At 75.1% G+C, this 20,179-nt stretch carries 17 protein-coding genes and 1 riboswitch; all 17 genes read right to left on the bottom strand.

The window, feature by feature from the left end; translation table 11 throughout:
* Window positions 1-258: 258 nt before the first annotated feature.
* Window positions 259-1,767, bottom strand: coding sequence for an L-arabinose isomerase (araA, locus tag EBM89_RS10775; RefSeq protein ID WP_122149437.1), 1,509 nt, complete (start codon window positions 1,765-1,767; stop codon window positions 259-261).
* Window positions 1,764-2,519, bottom strand: a complete 756-nt coding sequence (locus EBM89_RS10770) for an L-ribulose-5-phosphate 4-epimerase (protein ID WP_122149436.1) — start codon at window positions 2,517-2,519, stop codon at window positions 1,764-1,766. Before EBM89_RS10770 ends, araA begins: the two co-directional genes overlap by 4 nt.
* Before the next feature lie 25 nt (window positions 2,520-2,544).
* The gene (locus tag EBM89_RS10765) at window positions 2,545-4,146 is read right to left on the bottom strand and encodes a xylulokinase (protein WP_122149435.1); all 1,602 of its coding nucleotides are present in this window, start codon (window positions 4,144-4,146) and stop codon (window positions 2,545-2,547) included.
* A 131-nt stretch (window positions 4,147-4,277) separates the two neighbouring features.
* A complete protein-coding gene (locus EBM89_RS10760) occupies window positions 4,278-5,294 on the bottom strand; it encodes a LacI family DNA-binding transcriptional regulator (RefSeq protein ID WP_369408645.1) in 1,017 nt (338 codons plus the stop codon).
* A 3-nt stretch (window positions 5,295-5,297) separates the two neighbouring features.
* The gene (proC, locus tag EBM89_RS10755) at window positions 5,298-6,161 is read right to left on the bottom strand and encodes a pyrroline-5-carboxylate reductase (protein ID WP_122149434.1); all 864 of its coding nucleotides are present in this window, start codon (window positions 6,159-6,161) and stop codon (window positions 5,298-5,300) included.
* 139 nt (window positions 6,162-6,300) lie between these two features.
* Complete coding sequence (locus EBM89_RS10750; RefSeq protein WP_158609640.1) at window positions 6,301-6,969, bottom strand: PIN domain-containing protein; 669 nt, start codon at window positions 6,967-6,969, stop codon at window positions 6,301-6,303.
* A 356-nt stretch (window positions 6,970-7,325) separates the two neighbouring features.
* Entirely contained in the window at window positions 7,326-9,362 is a 2,037-nt protein-coding gene (locus EBM89_RS10745) for an RND family efflux transporter (RefSeq protein ID WP_122149432.1), read from the bottom strand.
* Entirely contained in the window at window positions 9,355-10,233 is an 879-nt protein-coding gene (locus EBM89_RS10740) for a hypothetical protein (protein ID WP_122149431.1), read from the bottom strand. The genes EBM89_RS10745 and EBM89_RS10740 overlap by 8 nt, the downstream gene beginning before the upstream one ends.
* Window positions 10,234-10,274: 41 nt before the next feature.
* Complete coding sequence (locus EBM89_RS10735) at window positions 10,275-11,507, bottom strand: ABC transporter permease (RefSeq protein WP_122149430.1); 1,233 nt, start codon at window positions 11,505-11,507, stop codon at window positions 10,275-10,277.
* Complete coding sequence (locus EBM89_RS10730; RefSeq protein ID WP_122149429.1) at window positions 11,504-12,244, bottom strand: ABC transporter ATP-binding protein; 741 nt, start codon at window positions 12,242-12,244, stop codon at window positions 11,504-11,506. The genes EBM89_RS10735 and EBM89_RS10730 overlap by 4 nt, the downstream gene beginning before the upstream one ends.
* Window positions 12,237-13,517, bottom strand: coding sequence for an efflux RND transporter periplasmic adaptor subunit (locus EBM89_RS10725; protein WP_122149428.1), 1,281 nt, complete (start codon window positions 13,515-13,517; stop codon window positions 12,237-12,239). Before EBM89_RS10725 ends, EBM89_RS10730 begins: the two co-directional genes overlap by 8 nt.
* Before the next feature lie 115 nt (window positions 13,518-13,632).
* Entirely contained in the window at window positions 13,633-14,379 is a 747-nt protein-coding gene (locus tag EBM89_RS21235) for a class I SAM-dependent methyltransferase (protein ID WP_158609639.1), read from the bottom strand.
* The gene (locus tag EBM89_RS10715) at window positions 14,376-15,173 is read right to left on the bottom strand and encodes an ABC transporter ATP-binding protein (RefSeq protein ID WP_122149427.1); all 798 of its coding nucleotides are present in this window, start codon (window positions 15,171-15,173) and stop codon (window positions 14,376-14,378) included. Before EBM89_RS10715 ends, EBM89_RS21235 begins: the two co-directional genes overlap by 4 nt.
* Window positions 15,170-16,147: an ABC transporter substrate-binding protein gene (locus tag EBM89_RS10710; RefSeq protein ID WP_122149426.1), complete on the bottom strand. Its 978-nt coding sequence runs from the start codon at window positions 16,145-16,147 to the stop codon at window positions 15,170-15,172. The genes EBM89_RS10715 and EBM89_RS10710 overlap by 4 nt, the downstream gene beginning before the upstream one ends.
* A gap of 18 nt (window positions 16,148-16,165) precedes the next feature.
* Window positions 16,166-17,257 carry a FecCD family ABC transporter permease gene (locus tag EBM89_RS10705; protein WP_122149425.1) on the bottom strand — a complete coding sequence of 364 codons (1,092 nt, stop codon included), beginning with the start codon at window positions 17,255-17,257 and terminating at the stop codon, window positions 16,166-16,168.
* 172 nt (window positions 17,258-17,429) lie between these two features.
* Entirely contained in the window at window positions 17,430-18,704 is a 1,275-nt protein-coding gene (locus tag EBM89_RS10700; protein ID WP_122149424.1) for an agmatinase family protein, read from the bottom strand.
* Between the two features lie 11 nt (window positions 18,705-18,715).
* Window positions 18,716-18,783: riboswitch (guanidine-III (ykkC-III) riboswitch) on the bottom strand.
* A 71-nt stretch (window positions 18,784-18,854) separates the two neighbouring features.
* Window positions 18,855-20,179: methyltransferase (locus EBM89_RS10695; RefSeq protein ID WP_122149423.1), on the bottom strand; the 1,325-nt coding region annotated here is incomplete at its 5' end.

Below are 20,179 nucleotides of genomic sequence, written 5' to 3'. Positions count from 1 at the left end.
CCGCGGCGCCCGCGGCACGCCTCGGGGATTGCTCCGGCACAACCGGGACCGACCGTCGGGCACGACCGCCGTGACGCACCAGTAGCCCCGTCACAACGACCCGTGGCGCACCACCCGCGCGTCAGATCACGATCTGGTCACGATCCCCGACGAAGGCTGGCCTCTCCCGGCGGTCCCGTGCGGCGGACGCGGCCGGGGACGGCGACGGCCCGCCACCCCCGAGGGGTGGCGGGCCGTCCGCTCCGTCGCGCCGGAGGGTCAGAGGCCCTGCGCGAGCCGGTAGTACACCTGGTTCCAGCGCACCTGGTCGCGGAAGCCGCGGCGGGTGGTGTCCTCGTCGATGACGAGGAGCTCGGTCCCGGCGATGTCCGCGAAGATCTCGAACGCCTCGATGCCCGCACCGGTCGACATGACCGTGTGGTGCGCGCCGCCCGCCGTCAGCCAGGCCTCCGCCGAGGTGGCGAAGTCCGGGCGGGGCTCCCACACCGCGCGGGCCACGGGCAGGTTCGGCAGCGCGTGCGTCGGCGGCACGATGTCCACCACGTTCGCGGTCAGCCGGAACCGGTCCCGCATGTCCGCCATGGACACCACGACGCCCACGCCGGGGTCGGCGTCGAAGACCATGCGGACCGGGTCCTCCTTGCCGCCGATGCCGAGCGGGTGGATCTCCACCTTCGGCTTCGACGTGGTCAGGGAGGGGCAGATCTCCAGCATGTGCGCGCCGAGGATCTTCTCCGCGCCCGGCGTCAGGTCGTAGGTGTAGTCCTCCATGAGCGAGGCGCCGCCGGGCAGCCCCTCGCCCATCACCTTGGCCGCACGCACCAGGACGGCGGTCTTCCAGTCGCCCTCGGCGCCGAACCCGTAGCCCTTGGCCATCAGCCGCTGCACCGCGATGCCCGGCAGCTGGCGCAGCGCGCCCAGGTCCTCGAAGTTCGTGGTGAACGCCTTGGCGCCCACGGACGTCAGGAACGTCTCCAGGGCGATCTCCTGGCGCGCGGCGTACCGCAGCGACTCGTGGCGCTCCCCGCCGCGCCGCAGCTCGGGCACGACGTCGTACAGGTCCCCGTACTCCGCGACCAGGGTGTCCACGTCCGCGTCGGCGACGGCGTCCACCGCGGCGACGAGCTCGTTCACGCCCCACGTGTTGACCGTGACGCCGAACCGGAGCTCCGCCTCGGTCTTGTCGCCCTCGGTGACCGCGACGTTGCGCATGTTGTCGCCGAACCGCGCGAGGGTGAGCTCGTGCGTCGCCGCCCAGCCCGCGGCCGCGCGGGCCCAGGTGCCGACCCGCTTCGCCACGGCCGGGTTCGACGCGTGGCCGACGACGGTCGTGCGGGCGACGCCCAGACGGGTCGCGATGTACGCGTACTCGCGGTCGCCGTGCGCGGCCTGGTTGAGGTTCATGAAGTCCATGTCGATGCTGTCCCACGGCAGCTCGACCCCGGCCTGCGTGTGCAGGTGCAGCAGCGGCTTGCGCAGCGCGTCCAGGCCCGCGATCCACATCTTCGCCGGGCTGAACGTGTGCATCCAGGTGATGACGCCCAGCACCCGGTCGTCGGAGTTCGCGTCCAGCATCGCGCGGCGGATCGACGCGGAGTCCTTGAGCACCGGCTTCCACACGATGCTGACCGGCACGTCGGACGCGGAGTCGAGCAGGCGCGCGACCTCCTGCGACTGCTCGGCGACCTGGCGGAGGGTCTCCTCGCCGTACAGGTCCTGGCTGCCGGTGAAGAACCAGACCTCGCGGTCGGCGTACGGCTTCGTCATGCGTCCTGCTCCTTCGGGGTGGTGGCCGGGGCAGCGGTGCCCTGGCCGTAGACGTTCTGGTACCGGGCGTACAGCGAGTCGACGTCCGCCTGCGGGATGCGGTGCGGCTCGCCCAGCTGGCGGGAGATGTGCACCGTGCGCGCGACCTCCTCGACCATCACGGCGGCCTTGACCGCCGCCTTGGCGTCCTTGCCGATGGTGAACGGGCCGTGGTTGCGCATCAGCACCGCGGGGCTGCGGGAGTCCCGCAGGGTCTCGACGATCCCGCGGCCGATCGAGTCGTCGCCGATCAGCGCGAACGGCCCGATCGGGATGTCCCCGCCGAACTCGTCGGCCATCATCGTCAGCACGCACGGCACCGGCTCGGCGCGCGCCGCCCAGGCCGTCGCGTACGTCGAGTGCGTGTGCACGACGCCGCCGACGTGCGGCAGGTGCGTGTACACGTACGCGTGCGCCGCGGTGTCCGAGGACGGGCTGCGGGTGCCGTCGACCAGCGTGCCGTCGAGGTCGCACACCACCATCGACTCGGGCGTGAGCTCGTCGTACGTCACGCCGGACGGCTTGATGACGAGCAGGTCGTCCGCCGACGGGACGCCGTCCGGCGACACGACGACGCGCTGCGACACGTTGCCCGCCGTCCAGACGATCAGCTCCCACCGGGGCAGCTCGGCGTGCAGGGTCGCGACCACCTCGCGGGTGCGCGCGACCGCCTCCTGCACCGCGGCCGAGTAGTCGGCCAGGGTCCGGGTCATCTCAGGGGTCCTTCCGGTCGGGGGGTCAGACGTTCTCGGTGGCGGCGCGCTCGACCGCGAGGCCCGCGCGGTAGCGGTCCAGGAACCGCTCGTACCCGGCGACGTCGGCCGCGTCGGGGGCGACGACGTCTGTCGGGGCGTCGGCGAACACGCGCTCAGCCAGGTACGTCGGGAGGTCCTGCTCGCCCGCCGCGTCCAGGTAGGCGGCGAGCACCGCGATGCCCCACGCCCCGCCCTCCGCGGCGGTGGCGCCGACGGCCACGGGGGCGTCGATCGCGGCGGCCAGCAGCCGCTGCGCCACCCCGGCGGTCTTGAACATGCCGCCGTGCGCGAACATCGCGTCGATGGCGACGCCCTCGCCGTGCAGCACGTGCATGCCGAGGCTGAGCGTGCCGAACGCCGACAGCAGCTGCGTCCGCATGAAGTTCGCGAGCGTCAGGCGGGAGTCCGGGGTGCGCACCACCAGCGGGCGGCCCTCGTCCAGTCCGGTGATCGGCTCGCCGGACAGGTAGTTGTACGCGAGCAGGCCGCCGCCGTCCGCGTCGCCCTCGAGCGCCGCGCGGAACAGCGCGCCGAACACGTCGTCGGGCGCCGCGGGGGCGCCGAGCGCGGTCGCGAACTCGCCGAACAGGCCCGCCCAGGCGTTCAGCTCGGAGGCGCCGTTGTTGCAGTGCACCATCGCGACCAGGTCGCCGGCGGGCGTCGTGACCACGTCGAGCTCGTGGTGCACGCTCGTCAGCGGCTTCTCCAGCACGACCATCGCGAAGATCGACGTGCCCGCGCTGACGTTGCCGGTGCGCGGGGCGACGGAGTTCGTCGCCACCATGCCGGTCCCCGCGTCGCCCTCGGGCGGGCACACCGGGACGCCCGCGCGCAGGGTGCCCGTCGGGTCGAGCAGGGCCGCGCCCTCCTCGGTGAGGTGGCCGGCGTCCGCGCCGGCGGGCAGCACCTGCGGCAGCAGGTCGCGCAGGTGGGTGCCCGGGCGGTGGGCGGCGACGTGCGCGTCGTAGCGGTCGAGCATCGCGGCGTCGTAGTCGCGGGTCGCCGGGTCGATCGGGAACATGCCCGACGCGTCGCCCACGCCGAGGACCTTCCGGCCGGTCAGGCGCCAGTGCACGTACCCGGCCAGGGTCGTCACGAAGTCGACCTGCGGCACGTGCGGCTCGTCGTCCAGCACGGCCTGGTGGTAGTGCGCGACGGACCAGCGCAGCGGGATGTTGAAGCCCAGCAGGTCCGAGAGCTCGCCGGCGGCGCGGCCGGTCGAGGTGTTCCGCCAGGTGCGGAACGGGGTCAGCAGCGTGCCCTCGGCGTCGAACGGCAGGTAGCCGTGCATCATCGCCGAGACGCCGAGCGCACCCACCGTCGTCGGGCGCACCCCGTGCCGCTGCTCGGCGTCGTCCAGCAGCGCCGCGTACGCGGCCTGCAGCCCCGCCCACACGGCGTCGAGGGAGTACGTCCACACGCCGTCGACGAGCTCGTTCTCCCACTCGTGGCTGCCCGTGGCGACCGGCGCGTGGTCCGGCCCGATCAGGCAGGCCTTGATCCGGGTCGAGCCGAGCTCGATGCCGAGGGACGTGCGCCCCTCGGCGAGGGCCGCCCGCACGCCCTCGTGCTGGTCCTGCGTCATCGCACCGCTCCGTCCCGTCGCCACCGCGGGTCCGCGTCGCCCCGGCGGTGTGGTACCTCCGGTGACGGTCGGCCGACCGTCGCCCTGCTTCGATGTTAGCGCTCACATGGTGCGGGAGGAAGCCGCGCAGGTCAGCGCGGCACCCCGCTGCTCCCTCGCACCACCAGCGACGCCGGCAGCAGCGTCGGCGCCACCTCCTCGCCCCCGATCACCCGCACCAGCGCGTCGATCGCCGACCGGCCCAGGGCCGGGAAGTCCTGCCGCACCGTCGTCAGCGGCGGCACGAAGAACGCCGAGCCCGCGACGTCGTCGAAGCCCACCACCGACACGTCGTCCGGCACCCGCACGCCCCGCTCCCAGAACGCCCGCAGCAGGCCCAGCGCCACCTGGTCGTTCGCCGCCAGCACCGCCGACGGCAACCCCGCGTCCACCAGCCGCAGCCCCTCGCGGTACCCGGACTCCGCCTCCCAGTCGACCACCACCGGGTCCGGCGCGCCCGCGTCCGCCTCCCGCCAGCCCGCCAGGCGCTCCCGCGCGTCGAACCAGTCCTGCGGACCCGCCAGGTGCAGCACCTCCCGGTGCCCCAGGTCCAGCAGGTGCCGCGTCGCGTCCCGCGCACCCGCACGCTGGTCCACACCGACCGACACCACCCGGCCCGCACCCGCGCCCGCCACCACGCCGCCCGACGTCACCGTCACGACCGGCACCGGCGCCGCGAACTCCGCCAGCGCGTCCGCCACGTCCACCTGCGGCGCGATCACCGCGATCCCCTCGACCGCCTGGTCCAGGAAGTGGTCCAGCGCCCCGCGCAGCGTCCCCGCGTCGAACCGGTCGATCGTCGCGACGCTCAGGAAGTACCCGACCTCCCGTGCCGCCCGCTCGAGCCCCAGCAGCGTGCTCGCCGGACCGTGGTGCGCCGACGAGGTCGCCACCACCCCCAGCGCTCCCGACCGGCGCGTCACCAGCGCCCGCGCCGCGCTGTTGCGCCGGTAACCGAGCTCCGCGATCGCCGCCAGCACCCGCTCGCGCGTCTCCGGACGCACGCTCGGGTGGTCGTTCAGCACCCGCGACACCGTCTGGTGCGACACCCCCGCCAGCACGGCGACGTCGCTCATCGCCGGCGGGCGCACCGGGGCGGGCACCGGCACCCCCTACTCGTCCCGCGCCGGGCCGGGTTCGGCCGTCGGCGTGGGCCGGGCGGCCGCGCCGAGGGCGCGGGACCGGTCGTACGCCGCCCGTGCCGCCGCGACCACGCCCGCGCGCACCCCGTGCGCGTCCAGGGCCGCCACGCCCGCCACCGTCGTGCCGCCCGGCGACGACACCCGCTCCCGCAGCACCACGGGGTGGTCACCGGTCTGCGCCGCCAGCGCCGCCGAGCCCTCCACCGTCGCCACCGCCAGGCGCGTCGCCAGGTCCCGCGTCAACCCCAGCAGCACCCCCGCCTCCGCCATCGCGTCGATCAGGTAGAACGCGTACGCCGGACCCGAGCCCGAGATCGCCGTCACCGCGTCCAGGTCCTTCTCCGCCACCCGCACCACCAGACCGGTGGCCGCGAGCGCCTCCTCGACCAGCGCCAGGTGCTCGTCCGTCGCGTGCGAGCCCGGGGCGATCCCGCTCGCGCCCTTGCCGACCAGCGCCGGGGTGTTCGGCATCACCCGCACCACCGGGGTGCCCTCCGGCAGCGCCGCCTCGTACACCGCCACCGGGACACCCGCCGCCACCGACACCACCAGCGTCCCCGGACGCAGCGCCGGGGCGATCTCCGCCAGCACCTCCGGCACCACCTGCGGCTTCACCGCCACCAGCACCAGGTCCGCACCCTTCACGGCCTTGCGGTTCGGGTCCGCCGCGCGCACGCCGTACCGCCCGGACAGCTCCATGGCCCGCGCCGCGCTGCGCTCCGTCACGTCGACGTCGTCGGCCGTCCAGCCCGCCGTGAGCAGCGCGGAGACCAGGGCCTCGCCCATCACCCCGCCGCCCAGGACCGCGGTGTGGGGTCGTGCCGTCGCCGTCATGCGTGCTCCTCCGGGGGTGCGTCGGGTGCGGGCGCACCCCTGCCGCGGCGCAGCCACGGGGCGCGGGGTGTGCTGCTCGCGAGCGTAGCGCCGCCCGCGCGGCCGGGCCGGACGACACCGGGGCCGCGAGCCCCGCGACTCAGTACCGTGTCCGGTCCCGGGCGGACCGGAACGCCTCCTCGTCCAGACGCGTGTTCCACACAGGTCGGGACCGGTCGGTGGGGTGGAGCTGGTACCCGCGACCCTGCTCCCGGTCGTACCAGCAGCACGTCTCCACCTTCGCGCCACCCAGGCGACGCACCTCGTCGAGCGCGGGAGCCAGGTCGCTGTCGGACGAGGCGAGGACGACCAGATCCGTCCCGGGCTCCTGCGACTCCCGGACGAGCGCGAGCGCGCACAGGACGTCGACGCCCTTCTCCTGCACGCTCACGACCGCCCTGCGCCCGGTGGCATCCGCCGCGGGGCGACCGTCGGCCGCGCGCGCGTACTCGTACTTCAGCGGACGCAGCGTGACCTCGACCCGGGGGTCCCGCTCCCAGTGCGCCCGCTGCGCGAGGTTGCGGGCGTAGCCGTCGGGATCCTGCGACGGCGCGGGGAGCCCGCGGTACACGAGCACCTTGTGCAGCACGGCGTGGGCCATCCCGGGGCGCTGCGCGGCGTTGCGGGCCTGGATGAGCGCGGCACCGAAGAGCAGCGGGTCGACGAGCGTCTCGTGCTTCGGCAGGTGCCGGGTCGAGTCGAACAGGTGGTGACCGGTCAGGTGGACGTTCTGGTAGTCGACGACGACCACCGCCCGCAGGTCACCCACGCCGGGCCAGGCAAGAAAAAGCCCCACCAGTCCCGGAGGACGGTGGGGAGCTAGGAGACTCACGATACCAGGACCGACCTGCTCCCACCACGACCCGGTGCGCGGACATCGTCGGCCTCCTCGGGGTGATCGCCACGTGATCGGCATGCGTCGACCCGAGCGCCACGACCGTCCGGACGGGTCTCGGGTCTTCGTCGTCCCCGACGATCAGCTCGCGGGGCAGATCGATCGTGGCACGCCGCGCCGTCCCTCCGGCGACCGCACCAGCACCTACCCAGCGCGGCGCACGAAGGCGCCCGGTCCGGGCCGCGCAGGGGGTGCGGACCGGGCCGGGCGCCGACCGTGGGCGGGGACGCTCAGCTCCCCGGAGGGGCGCCGGGGGCCTGACCACCGCCGAAGCCCCCGCCGCCGGGCATCATCATGCCGCCACCGGACTGCTCGGAGGTGTCGTTCCCGGAGCTTCCCAGCCCGGACAGACCGGTGCTGGTCGACTCGTCGTCCGACGTCATGGCCTGGGAGAGGTCGGCGAGCACGACCTCGTCGCCCTCCGACAGCCCGGAGACGATCTCGGTGAGCTCGGAGCCGACGGCCCCGCGCTCGACCTCCACGGCCTCGACCTCACCGCCGCGCAGCACCTGGACCGTCGCGGTCGAGCCGTCGAGGTGCACCGCCGAGGACGGGACCGTCAGCGTCTCGTCCGACGCCGCGACCGCGATGGCGACCTGCGCCGACGACCCGTTGAACAGCGTCGCCGCCGCGTCGACGTCGAGGGCGATGTCGACGGTGTAGGTCGGTGTGGACGACGTCGTGGACGCGTTCAGCAGGCCGATGCCGGTGACCGTCCCGGTGACGTCGTCGTCCAGGGTCGCGACGGTGACGTCGACGGACTGCCCGGTCGCCACCAGGTCCACCTGGCTGAGCGGGACGGTCGTCGAGACCGTCCAGCCGTCGTCGCCGATGACCGTGATCACGGCCGACGTCGAGGACGCCTCCACGTCATCGCCCGCCGCGATGCTCACCGCCGCGACCGTGCCCGCGACCGGGGAGGTCAGGGACACCAGGTCGAGCTTGCTCTGCGCGAGCGCGACCTCCGCCGTGGCCTGGTCGATGACCGCCTGGTCCGCGAGGAGGTCGGCCGCCGTGGCGACGGCCGAGGCGCCGGACGCCCCGCCGGAGCCCATGGCGGCGCCGGAGGACGAGGTACTCCCGGAGGATGAGGTGCCGTCGGAGCCTGCGGCGTCGGCGGCGGGCACCGCGCCCGACCCGGCGTCGGCGCTCGTGCCGGTCGCGGACGCGTCGGGGGCGGTGCCGGTGGTGTCGGTGGTGCCTGCGCTCGCACCGGTGCCGGTGCTGCCCGCCTGCTGCGCGGCGGCCGTCAGCGCCTGCTGCACCGCCGTCACCGCGGCGTCGAGGTCGGTGACCAGGGCCATCAGGGCGGTCTGCGCCTCGTCGGTCGCGGTCTGCGCGGTCAGGACGGCCGTGACGGCGTCCTGGCAGGCGGTGAGGTCGTCGGCCGTGCTCGACGCCGTGACCACGGACGCGCCCGTGACGACGGCGGCGGCTTCGGCATCCGTCCCCGCGTCGTCCGTCGGCTCCGCGCCGGGCTCGGTCGCCGGGTCCGTGGTGGGCTCGGTCGTCGTGTCCTCGCCCGTGTCGTCCAGCGCCGCCGCGCACGCCTCCTGCGCGGTGGCCGTCGCGGCGGTCGACGTGGCGAGCGCGGTCAGCGCGGCCTCGTACTGGGTGAGCAGCGCTTGCTGTGCCGACGCCACCGCGGCCACCGCCGCCGTCACCGCCGGGTCCGCCGCACCCGCGCCCGTCCCGGCACCGCCGGTGCCACCGGTGTCCGTGCCCGTGCCGGAGCCGGTGTCTGTGCCGCTGCCGCCCGTGGTCGGTGCGGCGCCGTCGGTGGCGGTCGCGGCTCCGCCGGTCGTCCCGGTCGCGCCGCTGGTCGTCGTGCTGCTCGTCGTCGACGTCTGGGAGTCGATGTCGTCCTGGAGCTGCTGCTCGGCGTCGGCGAGCGCCTGCTCGGCCGCCTCGACGGCGTCCTCGAGCGACGCGGTGTCCATCGTGGCGAGGACCTGGCCCGGGGTGACCGTGTCGCCCACCGCGACGTCGACGGTCGCGACGGTCCCGGCGACGGAGAACGACCGGTCGGTGCGCGTCGCGGACGCGACCGTGCCGGTGGTGTCGATGGTCTGGGCGACGGTGCCGGGCTCGGCGGTGGTGGTGCGGTAGCCGCTGCCGGTCGACGCGGTCACGGCGAGCGCCACCCCGCCGCCGACCAGGCTGAGCGCGAGCACGCCCGCGACGCCGCCGATGACGAGGCGGCGTCGCCGGGCGGTCCGACGGGCGCGCGCCTTCGGGGAGCCGGTGCGGCGGAGGCTGTCACGCATCGGCGTCCTCGCCCTCGGTCGTGCCGCCGCGCGGCCCGCCGCCGAAGCCGCCGCCGAACCCGGTCGAGCAGCCGGCGTCGGTGGCGTCGGACAGCACGAGGCTGGTCGCGGCGACCTGGCCGGAGGAGTCGGCCTCGCCCTGCGCGGTGACGCACCGGCCGACGGTGATGGCGGTGGCGTCCGCGCTGACCGTGACGGTGTACGTGGTGGCGTCGTCCACGGTGAGCGTGGCCGTGGTGCCGTCGGCGGACTCCACGGTGATCGTGCTGGCGTCGACGGCGGTGACGAGGCCCGCGGTGAACGACCCGAACCCGCCGCCCTCCGGCAGGTCGGTGGGGGCACCGTCCGGCATCTCGCCGTCCGGCATCTCCGGCATCTCGCCCTCAGGCATGTCGGTGGGCGCGCCGTCGGGCAGGCCCTCGGGGCGCTCGCCACCCGCTCCGTCACCCGCCCCACCGCCGGGGCCGCCGCCGAACCCGCCCGCGCACTCGCCGTCGGTGGCCGGGCTGACCGCCACGGACGTCGCCGCGGCGCCGTCCTCACCCGAGGCGGCCGTGACGCACACCCCGGCGGTGACGTCCGCGAGCGTGCCCGCGACGGTCTGGGTGATCGCGGTGCTGTCGTCCCAGGTGACGGCGGTCTGGCCATCGTCGCCCTGCACCTGCGCGAGCAGGTCGGACACGGCGGCGATCTCGCCGGTGACCCCGGGCGCCCGGCCGCCGCCGTCCTGCCCCGCGGGCGCGGCGCTCGCGTCGGCGACGGGCTCGTCGGTCGTGGTCGCGGCGGTGGAGCCGCCGGAGCAGGCGGCGAGCAGGACGAGCAGCGCCGCGGAGGCGGGGGCCGCCAGCAGGCGGGTGCGGGAGCGGGACATGGTTCTCCTCGGGTGGGACGGGCGCGGGGCGGCGACGACGGTCACTCGGACCGCAGGGCGTCGATGGGGGCGAGCCGGGCGGCCCGCGTGGCGGGGTAGACCCCGAAGACCAGGCCGATGGCCAGGGCGATGGCGACGGACCCGCCGACGGCGGCGCCGGACACGACGATCGACGTGTCGAGCAGGCCGGGCAGGACGAGCGCCGCGACGATGCCGAGGGCCGCGCCGAGCACGCCCCCCGCGAGGCCGAGGACGGCGGCCTCTACGAGGAACTGCCGGCGGATCGCCCACGGCGGGGCGCCGAGGGCCTTGCGCAGACCGATCTCCCGGGTCCGCTCGGTGACGGACACCAGCATGATGTTCATGACGCCGATGCCGCCGACGAGCAGCGACAGCCCGGCGATGCCGGTGAGCAGCACGGTCAGGGTCCGGTAGACGGACGTCGCGGTGCTGACCAGGGAGTCCTGGCTCGCGATGGTGAAGTCGGCGCTGTCGGCGTCGGTGATGTCGTGCAGGTTGAGCAGCAGCTGGTTCGCCTCCTGGTACGCGGCGGACAGCTGGTCGGCCGAGGCGGCCTGCACGTAGATGGTGGACACGGAGCTGCGGTCCAGCCCGCCGGAGACGGTGTCGGCGGCGGTGGTCAGCGGGATCACGACCGTGTCGTCCAGGTCGGCGTCGGTGCTGGCACCGGCGGTGGCGAGCACGCCGACGATCGTGAACGGGGTGTCCGCGATCGTGACCTGCTGCCCGACGACGTTCGTGGTGCCGAACAGCTCGGTGGCGGTGGTCGCGCCGATGACGGCGACGGTGGCTCCCGCGGCGTCGTCCTCCTCGGAGAAGAACTCCCCGGAGGCGACGGAGCGGGACCGCACGTCCAACCAGTCGACGGTGGTGCCCACGACGGTGGTCGTCCAGTTGGTGTCGTTGGCCTCGACGGACAGCGACGACTCCTTCTCCGGCGCGACCGCGCCGATGTCCGGGGCGTTCACCGAGGACGCCAGCGCCTCGGCGTCGGAGCGGGTGAGCGTCGCCGCGGTGCCGAAGCCGCCGCGCACGCCGTCGGAGTCCGTCGAGGAGCCCGGCGTGACGATCAGCAGGTTGGAGCCCAGCGCGCTGATCTGCTGGCTGACGTCCTTCTGCGTCCCCAGGCCGAGTCCGACGGTGAGGATCACCGCGGCGATCCCGATGAGGATGCCGAGGACCGTCAGCATCGAGCGCAGCTTGTGCCCGCGCACAGCGGCCCAGCCGGTGCGCAGCGTCTCGGACCAGGTCATCGGGGGTTCACCTCGTCGGACTGGAGGAGGCCGTCCCGGACGAAGACGATCCGCCGGGCGTGCTCGGCGACCTCGAGCTCGTGGGTGATCAGCACGATCGTGCGGCCCTGGGCGTGCAGCTCGTCCAGCAGCGCGAGGACGTCCTCGGTCGACCGGGAGTCGAGGTTGCCCGTGGGCTCGTCGGCGAGGATCAGCGCGGGCTCACCCACCAGGGCGCGGGCCACGGCGACCCGCTGCTGCTGGCCGCCGGACAGCTCGCCCGGGCGGTTGTCGAGCTTGCCGCCGAGGCCGACGCGCTCCAGCGCGGCGACCGCGCGCTCCCGGCGCTCGGCCGCCGGGACCCGCCCGTAGACGAGCGGCAGCTCGACGTTGCGCCACGCGGGCAGCGACGGCAGCAGGTGGAACTGCTGGAACACGAAGCCGAGCCGCCGGTTGCGGACGTCGGCGAGCTCCTCCTCGTCGAGCTCCCCGACGTCCTCGCCGGCCAGGCGGTACTCGCCGTGGGTCAGGACGTCCAGGCAGCCGACGATGTTCATGAGCGTCGACTTGCCGGAGCCGGACGGCCCCATGATCGCGACGTACTCGCCGGTGCCGATCGCCAGGTCCACGCCCCGCAGGGCCTCGAACTCGAGGCTGCCCGTGCGGTACGTCTTGCGGGCGCCGACGAGCTCGATGACGGGGGTCGCGTCGGTGCCGGGGGTGCCGGGCACGGACCGGTCCAGGACGAGCTCAGCCATTGCCGCCGCCCGGGAACCCGGAGCCGCCACCCGGCAGCTGCGAGAAGTCGGGCATCTCGCCGCTCCCGAAGTCCGGCATCTGCCCGCCCTGCTGGCCCGTCCCGCCGGTGGAGCCGTCCTCGGAGCCCGAGGTCCGCGGGCTGAACGTGGTGACCAGCACCTCGTCGCCCTCGGCCAGGCCGTCGGTGATCTCCACCAGGTTCCCCGACGTCGCACCGGTGGTGACCACCGTGGTCGTCTGCTCGCCGTCCGCACCCTCCTGCGTGACGACGGACCGGCCGTCCACGGTGGTCACCGCGGCGCTCGGCACGGTCAGCACGTCGGTGCGGCGCTCGTAGATGATCGAGACGTCGACCGACTCGCCGTCGTGCAGGTCCTCGGGGCTGCCCGTCACGTCGACGACGACGGGGTACGCGGCCACGCCGCCGGTGCTGCTGGACAGCAGCCCGATCTCGGAGACGGTGCCGTAGAGCGTGTCCGTGCGGCTGTCCGAGGTCATCTCGACCTGGTCGCCGACGGTGAGCAGCGCGACGTCGGACTCGCCGACGGTGACGCTCACCTGCCAGGCGTCGGTGCCGATGACGGTGAACTGCGCGCTGCTGGCGGTGGTCGTCGAGCCGGTCGATCCGGTCGCGCCCGACATCGCGCCGCCGGTGGCGGACCCGGTGCCGGACGAGCCGGACGAGGACCCGGACGAGCCCGAGCCGCTGACCACGTCGCCGACCTCCAGGTCCACGGTGGTGAGCAGCCCGGCCACCGGCGACACGAGAGTGGCGCCGGCGACGTCGGCCTCGGCGTCGTCCACCGCGGACTGCGCGACCTCGACCTGCGCGGCGGCGGCCGCGACCTGCGCGTCCGAGGCGGTGCTGCCGTCGGCGTCGTCCTGGGCGTTCGACAGCGACGCCTGCGCGCTCGCGAAGTCGGCCTTCGCCTGCAGCAGCGCGGCGTCCAAGGTCAGGGTGTCGACCGTCGCGAGCCGCTGCCCGGCCGTCACCGTGTCGCCCGCGGCGACGTCCACCGAGGTCACGGTGCCGCTGACCGCGAAGCTCACGTCCTGCTGCACGGTCGGGGTCAGCGTGCCGGACGCCGACACGGACTGCTCGATCGTCGTCAGGCTCGCCGCCACCGCCTGGGTCTGCTCGGCGGGGGTCGCGGCCTGGGCCCGCTGATCACGGAAGCCGAACCAGTACACCCCCGTCCCGGCCACCCCGACGAGCAGCACCACGGCCACCACCCGCACCCACGGTCGGGTGCGCCTCCACAGCCTCAGCATCCGGTCTCTTCCTCACGGTCCAGGCGACGTCGCGTCGCGCCTGGTCAGACCGTAGGAAGCCGAACTGGACCACCCTTAGCACCCCCCTGTGCCCCACCTGTGCGGACGATGCCGGTCACGCCGCGGGCACCGTGCCCCGGATCCGGTGCTGCTGGCGCAGCCGGTGCCCGGGGGCGACGCCGAGCTCGCGGTCGAGGTCGTGCAGCCGCGTCAGGGGCTCCGTCGTCACGTCGACGAACCCCGCCCGCACCAGCAGGGCGGCGTACTCCGCCACCCCCGCGGCCTGCGCCAGCGGCAGCTCCGCCAGCACCCGGTCGGAGTAGGTGGACAGCATGGGCGCGTCGAGCGGCCCGGATGCCGCCTCGTGCACCGGACGGAGCCCCTCCGGGTACCAGAGCGCGTCCACGGCGACCACGACGCCCCCGGGACGCAGCAGCCGGCGCCAGCCCGCCAGCGCCCGGTCGGGCTCGCGGAGCGTCCACAGCACGTGGCGGGCGGTGACCGCGTCGAACGAGCCCGCGGCCAGCCCCGGGTCCACCGCGTCGGCGTGCAGGAACGTGGGCGGGGTCCCCCGGGCCGGTCGCCTCGACCGCGCCCGCTCCAGCATGCCCTCCGCGTGGTCGACGCCGACCACCTCGTGCCCCAGCTCGGCGAGCAGGTGCGCGACGCCGCCCGCGCCCGTCCCGACGTCCAGCACCCGGCAGGGCCCCGGGGGCAGCGCCCGCTCCCAGACCTCCCGCCACGCCTCCCGCACGCGCGCCTCGCCCTCCCGCCGCACCTGGTGGGCGTCGTAGTCCACCGCGCGCGCCGACCAGTAGGCGTCGAGCGCGTCCTGGACCGTCCCGTCCTCGTGCCTCGTCATCCCGGTCCCTCCGTGCTCCCCGGAGCCGCACCGTGCGGCTCCGTCCGTGCGTCGCCCCGCCGGAACAGCAGCTGGCGCGTCCCGTCGTCCGCGTCGACCCGCTGCGCCCGCAGGCCGTAGACGTCCGGCACCACGGCCAGCACGTCGGCCACCGGCCCCGCCGCGTGCACGCGCCCCTCGCGGAGCAGCACCAGCCGGTCGCAGTACCGCGCGGCGAGGTTGAGGTCGTGCAGCACCACGACCGTGGTCAGGCCCAGGTCGCGCACGAGCGCCAGCACCTCGTGCTGGTACCGGATGTCCAGGTGGTTCGTCGGCTCGTCCAGCAGCAGGTGCGAGGTCTGCTGCGCCAGCGCCCGGGCGACCAGGACACGCTGCCGCTCGCCCCCGGACAGCGCCCCGACCATCCGGTCCGCGAGGTGGTCCACCCCGACCCGGCGCAGCGCCTGCGCCACGACGCGGTCGTCCCGGGCGCGGCCCGGACGGCGGTGCGGCAGCGTCCCGAGCTCGACGACGTCCGCCACGCTCAGCGGGAGCTCCTGCGCCGCGTCCTGGACGACGACCGCCACGCGCCGGGCGACCTCCCGCCGCCGCAGCGCGCCCAGCGGGACGCCGTCCAGCACCACGCTGCCCCGGTCCGGGGTGATCGCCCCGTACAGCGCCCGCACGAGGGTGCTCTTGCCGCTGCCGTTCGGCCCGACCAGACCGACGACCTCCCCCTGGCCCGCCCGCAGGTCGACCCCGCGCAGCACCGGCCGCCGACCGTAGGCGTGGTGCAGGTGGTGCGCCTCGATCACGACGCGTCGGCGCCGAAGCGCGCGACGATCCGCTCCAGGCCGTCGACCACCAGCGGCGACGGCGGCTCGGTGAAGTTGAACCACTGCACCAGCGTGCTGCCGGTCCGCAGCGCGCTCAGCGCCTCGGCTCCGGGCAGCGTCCGGACCTCGTCCAGGACGCCCGTCTCGTCGTCGACCTGGGTGAGCAGGACCAGCACGTCGGGGTCCCGCGCGATCAGGTCCTCGACGCCGACCTCGAACACGCGCTCGGGGACGTCGCCGAACACGTTCGCGAACCCCGCCGCCGCGAGCTGCGGGTGGGCCATCGAGGCGGTGCCGTAGGCGTACAGCGCGCCGCCGCCGACCGACGGGTAGAGCACGGCCGCCGTCCGGTCCTGCCCCACCCCGGCGGACTCGACCGCGTGCACCCGCGCCGCCAGGGCGTCGACCGCCGTCGCCGCCTCCTCCTGCCGCTCGAAGACCTCGCCGTAGGTGCGCAGCTGGTCGTACAGGGAGTCGAACGTCGTCGGGCCGACGCCCTCGCCGCAGTAGGTCGGCTGGACGAGCGCCCGGGCGCCGACGTCGGCCAGGCCCTCCCGGGTCACGCCGTCCGGCAGTCCCAGCACCAGGTCCGGACGCTGGGCCACGACGACCTCGGACGACAGCATGAGGTGCCCGGAGGCGTCGATGTCCTCCGACAGCATCGGGATCGCGGCGAGCCGCTCGTTCAGGGCGTCGTCGTAGTAGACGTCGGGGAAGGTCCCGGCGCGGGCGACGACGCGGTCGAGCACGCCGAGCGCGTCCAGGACGGTGACCGGGGCGGACTCGAGCAGGACGACCCGCTCGGGCACCGACGGGAACACCACGTCCTGCCCGCAGTTCGTCACGGTCACCGGGGCCACCGGCACCTCGGCGTCCGGACCGGTCGCGGCCGGGGCGCAGCCGACCAGGACCAGGGGCACCGCGAGGAGCGCGGTGGCGGTACGACGGAGCATGACGTCCTCCTCGGACGGTCAGGAGTGCTGCGCGTGCATGCGCCGCACCAGGAGCAGCAGGAAGGGCGCCCCGGCGAGCGCCGTGATGATGCCGATGGGCAGCTCGCGCGGGGCCATCGCGGTCCGCGCCAGGACGTCTGCCCAGACCAGGAGCACCGCACCGAGCAGCGCGGCGACCGGGAGCACCTGCCGGTGCACCGAGCCGACGAGCCGCCGGGCCAGGTGCGGGACGACCAGACCGACGAAGCCGATCGCCCCCGCCGCGGCGACGAGCACCCCGGTCGTCAGGGAGACCAGGGCGAGCAGCAGCAGCCGCGTGCGCTCCGGGGCCACCCCGAGCGAGAGAGCGGTGTCGTCGCCGCTCGCGAGCGCGTCGAGCCGCGGGGCGAGCACGAGCAGCACGACCAGCGCGAGCACGACGCCCGCGACCGCCGCGCCGAGGACGGCGTCCCACCGCGCCAGACCCAGGGACCCGAGCAGCCAGAACATCACCGAGCGGGACCCCTCGGCGGAGTCGGAGGCGACGATCATGAAGCTGGTCGCGGCGGACAGGGCGTAGCCGACCGCCACCCCCGCCAGCAGCAGGCGCACCGACGTGAGACGACCCGCCGACCGCGCGACCAGGAAGACCAGGGCCGAGGCCGCGCACGCCCCCAGGAACGCCGACACCGGGAGCGCGCCGGCGCCCCAGGCCGAGCCGAAGCCGAACAGCAGCGCGGCCGCCGCCCCGGTCGAGGCTCCGCCGGAGATGCCGAGCACGTACGGGTCCGCCAGCAGGTTGCGGACCATCGCCTGCAGCACCGCCCCGCACACGGCCAGCCCGCCGCCCACCACCGCACCGAGCAGCACGCGCGGTGCCCGCACGTCCCGGACGATGGCGGCCTCCGCGGTGCCGACGCCGACCGGCTCCCGGCCCGAGAGGGCCGCGAGCAGGACCTCCAGGACTTCGTGCCCCGGCACGGGCACCGGCCCGGTCCCCACCGCCACCACGACGCTCGCGGCCAGCAGCACCACCAGCACGGCGGACCAGCGCAGCGCGCGGGCGCGCCGCCGGAGCAGCGCACCGACGCCGTCGGGACGCGCGACGGCCTCGCGGGTGGGGGACGTCATGGCAGACCTGGGCTCCTGGTCCGGCTCGGCGGCGGACGACGCACGACGAGCGCGAGCGGGTGTGGCGGCGGCACACCGCGTGCCGGACGCACGGACCGACGCGGTGCTGGCAGGGGATCGCCCCACCGGCACCGCGTCGCCCGGACGTCCGCGCGGATCGCGCGGACGGCGGCTAGACCGGCTGGGGCCCCCAGGCGTGCCGCCCCGTGGTGGAGGCCTTGCGGCCGAGGTGCCCCTCGCGCACCAGGACCGCCAGCGAGTCGAGGATGACCCGGGAGCTGAGCAGGGCGGTCTGCTCCGCCCAGTCGTACGGCGGCGCGCACTCGACGACCTCCAGCCCGGCAAGGCCGGGCTGCGAGATCATCCGGATGAGGTTCAGGGCCTCCCGGGGCAGCAGCCCTCCCGGCTCCGGCCAGCCCGTCCCGGGCACGAACCCGGCGTCGATCACGTCGATGTCGAACGACAGGTACACGGCCTTCGCGCCCTTCCACGCGATCTCCAGGGCCGTCTCCGCGATCTTCTCGATGCCCACGCGCTCGACGTCGCCGACGGTCATGATCGTCGTGCCCCGCTCACGCCCGACCTGCACGCCGGCGCGCGGCGACTGCCAGCCGCCGATGCCGATCTGCACGAGGTTCGTCGCGGGGGCGTTCTTCAGGTTCGTCGCGTGGAACCACGGCGTGGTGTGCATCCGCTCGTCGAGGTCCGTCTCCTGCGTGTCGACGTGCCGGTCGAAGTGGATGATGCCGATGTTGCCGTCGACGTACGGCGCCATCCCGCGGATCGTCGGGTAGCCGATCGAGTGGTCGCCGCCGAGGATGACGGGGAACACACCCCGCGAGTAGACGTGCGCCATCGCCTGGCTGATCTGGTCGAACGACTTCTCCAGGTTGCCGGGGATGGTGAACACGTCGCCGATGTCGACCATGTTCAGCTGCTCGCGCAGGTCCACGCCGAGCTCGTAGCAGTACGTCCCGAACAGGTTGGTGGACCGGCGGATGCCCTGCGGACCGAACCGCGCGCCCGGCCGGTAGGTGGCACCGGAGTCCAGCGGGGCGCCGAACACGGCCACCTCGGCGTCCTCGACCGCGTTCACGTCCTCCAGGTACGGGGAGTTCAGGAACGTCCCGCGCTCACCGGCGAAGTGCGGCAGCTCGCCCCGCGAGAACGTCGGGATGTTCCGGTCCACGAGGGTCGGCGAGCCCTGGAGCCCGTAGGCCAGCCCGCGCTGGATCTCCTCGTCGTGCCGGAACAGCGAGATCCGCTCCTCGGCCTCCTGCGCCCAGCGCCCCTCCTTCTGCGCGAAGGCGTCGCTGTGCGAGTGCCCGCCGGGACCGTGGGTGTGGGGGCGACCCCCGGGCCCGTGGGAGTGCGTGTACCCGCGTCCGCCGTGGTCGTCGTCCGCGTGGACGTGGTCCGGCTGCTCGTCGTGCCCGTGCTCCGGCATGACTACCTCCAACGAGGCCGTCTTGTCGCCTGTCCGGTACGGCCACCCTCGTCGGTCGGAGCGCCTGATCGCTCCTGACCCGGGAACGTAGCAGCCAGCACGAGCACCCAGGTGGGCGCCGCGACCACTCAACGCCACCCCCCACGGGGCTCAGGACGGCAGCAGCAGCCCGTCCCGGACCAGGCCCCGGACCTCCGGGAGCACGTCCGCGGCGACGGCGTCCGCACCGACGTCCAGCAGCGCCCCCAGCGCGCCCACGATCTGGCCGACCGTCAGCTCGCCGTCGCACGCGCCCACGAGACCGCCCAGGGCGGTCCCGACCTGCACCGTCCGGCCGAGCCCGCCGCCCTGCCGCAGCAGCACGACCTGCGGGTCGGTCCCGCCGGGGCGCAGGTACCGCTCCTCGGTGACGTCCTCGGCGACGACCAGCCGCTCTGCGGCGAGCGCCGCGTCGTCGCGCGCCCGCAGCCAGTCCTGGGCGGCGAGGCTCGCGCCGATCGCCGGGCCGAGGGGCTGCCGGACCGTGCCGGTGACCTCCTCGAGCCGCCGCAGCCGCGGGCCGTCGGCCTCGGGGCGGCGCAGCGTGACGACGCCGAACCCGATGCCCTCGACGTCGCGGGACGCGAAGTCCGCGAGCCACGCCGCGTACCGGGCGCGCCACGCGGCGGGGTCCCGCTCGGGGGTGGTGCCGCCGTCGCGGATCCACGTCTCGGCGTACTGCGCGGGGTCCTGCAGCTCGCGCTGCACCACCCAGCCGTCCAGCCCGGACGCGTCGAGCCACGCCCCGACGCGCTCGTCCCAGGACTCGCCGCGCCGGACCTCCCAGTTGCCGAGCAGCTGGGCGACGCCGCCGGGCGCGAGGACGTCGCCGACCGAGGTGATGAGGTCGGACACGATGGCGTCGCCGGTCCGGCCGCCGTCGCGGTACTCGTAGGTCGGCACGTCGGCGGCGGCGCGCGGCGTGATGACGAACGGCGGGTTGCTGACCACGAGGTCGAACCGCTCGCCGGCGACCGGCTCCAGCATCGAGCCGAGCCGCAGGTCGAGGGCGGCGTCGCCCAGACCCGCGAGGGCGGCGTTGAACCGCGCGAACGCCAGCGCCCGCCCGGAGATGTCCGTGCCGACCACCGCCGCGCTGTGCCGGGAGGCGTGCAGCGCCTGGATGCCGCAGCCCGTGCCGAGGTCGAGCGTGCGCCCGACCTGGGGGCGGACCGTGACCTGCGCGAGCGTCGTGGACGCGCCGCCGACGCCGAGCACGTGGTCGGTGCGCAGGGCACCGCCCGTGGCGAGCTCCCCGAGGTCGGAGGCGATCCACCAGTCGACGGTCCCGGCGCCGTCGACGGCCTCGTACGGGCGCAGGTCCACCCGCGCGCGCACCGCGTCGTCCCCGCCGGCCCCGGCGGTCTCGACCAGCCCGAGCCGGCGGGCCCCGTCGACGCCCAGCGCGGGCAGCGCGCCCGCGAGCGCCGCGGCCC

It is taken from the genome of Cellulomonas triticagri (assembly GCF_003696205.1).
Lineage (GTDB): Bacteria > Actinomycetota > Actinomycetes > Actinomycetales > Cellulomonadaceae > Cellulomonas > Cellulomonas triticagri.
The sequence above is the reverse complement of the archived record's forward strand: the minus strand, read 5'-3'. Positions and strand labels throughout refer to the sequence as shown.